At 72.9% G+C, this 4,822-nt stretch carries 4 protein-coding genes and 1 pseudogene; 1 reads left to right on the forward strand and 4 read right to left on the reverse strand.

Annotation, left to right across the window (positions count from 1 at the left end; genetic code table 11):
* A pseudogene (locus tag ACWC21_RS31530) lies at nucleotides 1-406 on the forward strand (hypothetical protein); the annotation flags it as partial.
* Nucleotides 407-487: 81 nt separating this feature from the next.
* Here ACWC21_RS31530 and ACWC21_RS31535 read toward each other — a convergent pair.
* The 4 genes from ACWC21_RS31535 to ACWC21_RS31550 form a co-directional block, all read right to left on the reverse strand.
* Nucleotides 488-1,477 (reverse strand): malate dehydrogenase, encoded by a 990-nt coding sequence (locus ACWC21_RS31535; RefSeq protein ID WP_450886732.1) that lies wholly within the window; start codon nucleotides 1,475-1,477, stop codon nucleotides 488-490.
* A gap of 343 nt (nucleotides 1,478-1,820) precedes the next feature.
* Entirely contained in the window at nucleotides 1,821-2,975 is a 1,155-nt protein-coding gene (locus ACWC21_RS31540) for a DUF2690 domain-containing protein (RefSeq protein WP_450886733.1), read from the reverse strand.
* Between the two features lie 416 nt (nucleotides 2,976-3,391).
* Nucleotides 3,392-3,814 (reverse strand): DUF3017 domain-containing protein, encoded by a 423-nt coding sequence (locus tag ACWC21_RS31545; protein ID WP_450886785.1) that lies wholly within the window; start codon nucleotides 3,812-3,814, stop codon nucleotides 3,392-3,394.
* A gap of 130 nt (nucleotides 3,815-3,944) precedes the next feature.
* The gene (locus ACWC21_RS31550) at nucleotides 3,945-4,799 is read right to left on the reverse strand and encodes a bifunctional methylenetetrahydrofolate dehydrogenase/methenyltetrahydrofolate cyclohydrolase (protein ID WP_388791748.1); all 855 of its coding nucleotides are present in this window, start codon (nucleotides 4,797-4,799) and stop codon (nucleotides 3,945-3,947) included.
* Nucleotides 4,800-4,822: the final 23 nt, after the last annotated feature.

Consider the following 4,822-nt stretch of genomic DNA (forward strand, 5'->3'; position numbering starts at 1 on the left):
GGACGGGTACGGCGACCTCGCGGTCGGCGCGCCGGGCGAGAGCTTCGGGGACGACTCCGACTACCGACCCTCGGCGGGGGCGATCACCCTGCTCCGGGGCTCGGCCTCCGGACTCACCACCGCCCACGCGGTGTTCCTGACGCAGGACAGCCCCGGCGTGCCGGGCTCCGTCGAGGGAGCCGACAGCTTCGGCAGCGCCCTCCTCGCCTCCGACGTCGACCGCGACGGCCACGCCGACCTCACCGCCGTAGCCGCCCAGGAGAACGACCCGGAGGGTGCGGCCTGGTTCCTGCCGGGCGCGTCGTCCACCCTCTACTCCACCACGGCTTCCATGACCTTCGGACCGACGAAGGTGGGGCTGCCGGCCGGCAGGTACACCGACTTCGGTGCGGAGCTGACGGGCTGACACCCGGCAACCGGAAACGGGCGCGGGCCCCCTTCCGGAGGAGAACCGGAAGGGGGCCCGTGCGGGACCGGGCGGCGTGGCTCAGATGAGGCCGAGGCCGCGAACCGCCTCGCGCTCCTCCTCGAGCTCCTTGACGGAGGCGTCGATACGGGCGCGGGAGAACTCGTTGATGTCCAGGCCCTGGACGATCTCGTACTTGCCGTCCTTCGTGGTGACCGGGAAGGAGGAGATCAGACCCTCGGGGACGCCGTAGGAACCGTCCGACGGAATGCCCATGGAGGTCCAGTCGCCCTCGGCGGTGCCGTTGACCCAGGTGTGGACGTGGTCGATGGCGGCGTTGGCGGCGGAGGCCGCCGAGGAGGCGCCACGGGCCTCGATGATCGCGGCACCGCGCTTGGCGACGGTCGGGATGAAGTCCTCGGCCAGCCACTTCTCGTCGTTCACGACCTCGGCGGCGTTCTTGCCGGCGACCGTGGCGTGGAAGATGTCCGGGTACTGGGTGGCGGAGTGGTTGCCCCAGATGGTCAGGCGCTTGATGTCGGCGACCGTCGAGCCCGTCTTCTTCGCGAGCTGGGTCAGCGCGCGGTTGTGGTCGAGGCGGGTCATCGCGGTGAAGCGCTCCGCCGGTACGTCCGGGGCGGCGGCCTGCGCGATCAGCGCATTGGTGTTGGCCGGGTTGCCGACGACGAGGACCTTGATGTCGTCGGCGGCGTGGTCGTTGATGGCCTTGCCCTGCGGCTTGAAGATGCCGCCGTTGGCCTCGAGCAGGTCACCGCGCTCCATGCCCTTGGTGCGGGGCCGGGCGCCGACGAGCAGAGCCACGTTGGTGCCGTCGAAGGCCACGTTCGGGTCGTCCGTGATGTCGATCCCCTGCAGGAGCGGGAACGCGCAGTCGTCCAGCTCCATCGCCGTGCCCTCGGCGGCCTTGAGCGCCGGGGTGATCTCCAGCAGACGCAGGCGGACCGGCACGTCCGCGCCGAGGAGCTGGCCGGAGGCGATGCGGAAGAGCAGGGCGTAACCGATCTGGCCGGCCGCGCCGGTGACGGTGACGTTCACGGGAGTGCGGGTCATGGCGTTCTCCGTATGACAGCTGGCGGCGGGGCGTCCCTGCCCCGGGTGGGACGTGCAAATGATCGATCTCTTGGTATCAAGACAGATCCAGCGGTCAGGCTATCGCGCATCCGGGACGGCGAACGTCCGGGGCTCGTGTGGCCCACCCCACAGGTCACCGCGCCGCCGTAGGGCCGCGCCGGGCGGAACCGAAAAGGCGGCCGCCTGTCCGGGAGAGGAGGAACAGAGACGGCCGCCGTTCGGGGGACCGTGGCCGGACTCCCGTGGGGGTACCGTCCGCCTGCCCAGGATTCCGGCGGCCATGCGTGCCGGTCCCGGCCTTTTCGGCGCCACCGTCCAACCGCTACTTCGTGCACCCCTGCCGCCCCGAGGCAAGCGTCACGCAGGCCTTCACCCCGGCCGCGTCCCGCACGGCCAGCATCGGCGTGTAGGCGATCGTGTCCCCGTCCCGTGTGACGGTCCCGGTCTCCTTCCGCGCCCCGGCGCTCACCCGCACCGCGTCCCCCCGCGCCGCCCCGGTGATCCGCCCCCACGCGGTCCGGCAGGCCACGCTGTAGCGGACCTCGACGACGGTGCTGCCGACGGTGGCGGTCCTGGCGGTCGTGACGTGCTCGCCGCTGCAGCCCATGCGCTCCGCGTCCTGGCCGGTGCAGTCGGCGCCGTCGCACTTCACCCCCGCCGGCAGGTGGCGTTCGGCGGTGAGTGACGGGGTGCGCCGTGCGGACGGGACCGCCGCGTCCCCGGTCTTCCCGTGGCCGCCGCTGCCGGCGAGGAGGACGACGGCGGCGATCACGACGAGTACGGTGCCGGCGCCCGCGAGGAACGCCGTCAGCCGCCGCTTGCCCTCCGAGGGGCCGTGGCCGTCGGGTCGCCGTGGACGGTCCCCGTCGTTCACCCCGTACGGGCCCGGTGCCGCCCGGCCGGAGGAGGGGCGCCCGCTCCCGGCCGCTTCCCTCGCGTCCGCGTCCGGCGCCGTCGGCTGCGGCGGGATCGTGGGCGACACGCCGGCGGGGCCCGCGATGCCGGGGAACAGGGTCGCGCCGCGGACACGGGCGGCTGTGCCGTTGCCGCCCGTGCTCGTACTCGTACCGGTGCCAGGGCCGGCTCCGGCGCCCGAACTCGTACCCGGGTTCGCGCCCGCGCTCGCCACGGGTGTGCCCAGGTCGCCGAGCGCGGCTCGCGCCCGGGAGATCAGGGCCGTCTCCATGGTCATGTCGTGGCGCATCTCCGAACGGCTCCAGGCGCGCTCGGCCAGCTCCCACATGGTGGTCAGATGAACGGGATCGGTGCCGGTGACCTCGGCGAGGCCGACGATCGCGCCCTTCGGTGCGAGGAGCCGGCCGCCCAGGTACCGCTCCCAGGACGTCCTGCTGTAGCCCGTGCGGTCGGCCAGCGCCGCGATGCTCAGCCCGCTGCGGTCCACGAGCCGCCGCAACTGCCCGGCGAACTCCTTCACCTGCGGATCGAGCTCGTCCGGCAAGGCTTTCCAGCGAGGCATCGGTTCCCCCCTCTTCCCCGGTCGGTGTTGTTCGTCCCGCGCCGTCCCCCGGACGCGGGCCCCCTCCAGTCCCCGTTCTGGCTACCCACGGGAATGCGAAGCCCCCGGAACCCGGTCCCCGGGCCGGGGGCGCACGGATGCATCGGTCCGTCACGGCGCACCGTCGTACGCCCGGGCCGCATCCTTGTCGGCGTCCTGGTTGGCGTCCTGGTGCCCCGGCAGGCAACGTTCGCCCCGTCGCGACGCCCGGCACGCTCCCCCAGAGGGGGCACCCCCACTCGCCGCACCGGCCGAAAGCCCAAGTACGTCCAGTACGAGGACTTCCGGCCGGCACTCCCCCAGCCTTCGGCCGGGGGGACCCCCAGAGCACGCACCGGACGCCGCTCCTTCACGGGCGAACGTCGCATGCCGGGGCACTAGTTGGTGAGGGTGAAGTGCAGCGTGTCCTTCAGGAAGGGGATCTGCAGCAGCGGATTGGGCTGGGCCATCAGCGCCAGGAGGACGATCGCCAGGCCGAGCACGCCGTAGGTGACTATGTCGGTGAAGCGGGAGCGGACCGCGAGCATGCCCACGCCGGGCAGGACCCAGCGCAGGGCGGCACCCGCGAGCAGGGCCGAGCCGGCCAGCAGCATGCCCAGCCGGAACGCGTCGAACGCCGTCATGAGCAGCCCGACGGCGACCAGGGAGAGCACGAGGAGCATCGGCCACTGCCGGGCGGGCGCCGGGGCGTCCCCGGGAGCGGCCCGGCCGCCGCCCTCGGGGCGCGCGGTGTCCCGGGTGAACAGGGGGAAGCGGCGCGTGACCCGCTTGGGGTGCCCCTCGGCGTCGGGCGCGCTGATCGCGTCCCGGACGGTCGGCTCCCCGCTGTCGACGCCGTCGGAGCTGTCGGCGCCGGCGGCGCTGTCGGGTGCGCCGTGGGTGTCGTGAGTGCCGTGGGTGTCGTGGGTGTCGTGGGTGTCGTGGGTGTCCTCAGCCGGCACTGCGCTCCGCCGCCTCGACCACGTTGACGAGCAGCTGCGCACGGGTCATCGGGCCGACGCCGCCCGGGTTCGGGGAGATCCAGGCGGCCACCTCGGCGACCCCGGGGTGCACATCGCCGACGATCTTCCCCTCGGCGTTGCGGGAGACGCCGACGTCGAGGACGGCCGCGCCGGGCTTGACGTCCTCGGGCCGGATCAGATGGCCCACTCCGGCGGCGGCGATGACGATGTCCGCCCGCCGCAGGTGCGCGGACAGGTCACGGGTGCCCGTGTGGCACTGGGTCACCGTGGCGTTCTCGCTGCGTCGGGTGAGCAGCAGCGGCATCGGACGGCCGATGGTCACACCCCGGCCGACGACCACGACCTCGGCGCCCTTGATCTCCACGCCGTGGCGGCGCAGCAGGGTGAGGATGCCGTTGGGGGTGCAGGGCAGCGGGGCCGGCTCGTTGAGGACGAGACGCCCGAGGTTCATCGGGTGCAGTCCGTCCGCGTCCTTGCCCGGGTCCATCAGCTCCAGGATGCGGTTCTCGTCGATGCCCTTGGGCAGCGGCAGCTGGACGATGTAACCGGTGCACGCCGGGTCCTCGTTCAGCTCCCGCACGACCGCCTCGATCTCCGACTGCGTTGCCGTGCCCGGCAGTTCGCGCTGGATCGAGGCGATGCCGACCTGGGCGCAGTCCCGGTGCTTGCCGGCGACGTACTTCTGGCTGCCGGGGTCGTCCCCGACCAGGATCGTGCCGAGGCCGGGCGTGACGCCCTTCTCCTTCAGCGCCGCCACACGGGCGGTCAGCTCGGACTTGATCTCGGCTGCGGTGGCCTTGCCATCGAGAATCTGGGCGGTCATGGTCCCATCCTCGCGGATGACTG

It is taken from the genome of Streptomyces sp. NPDC001348 (assembly GCF_053597535.1).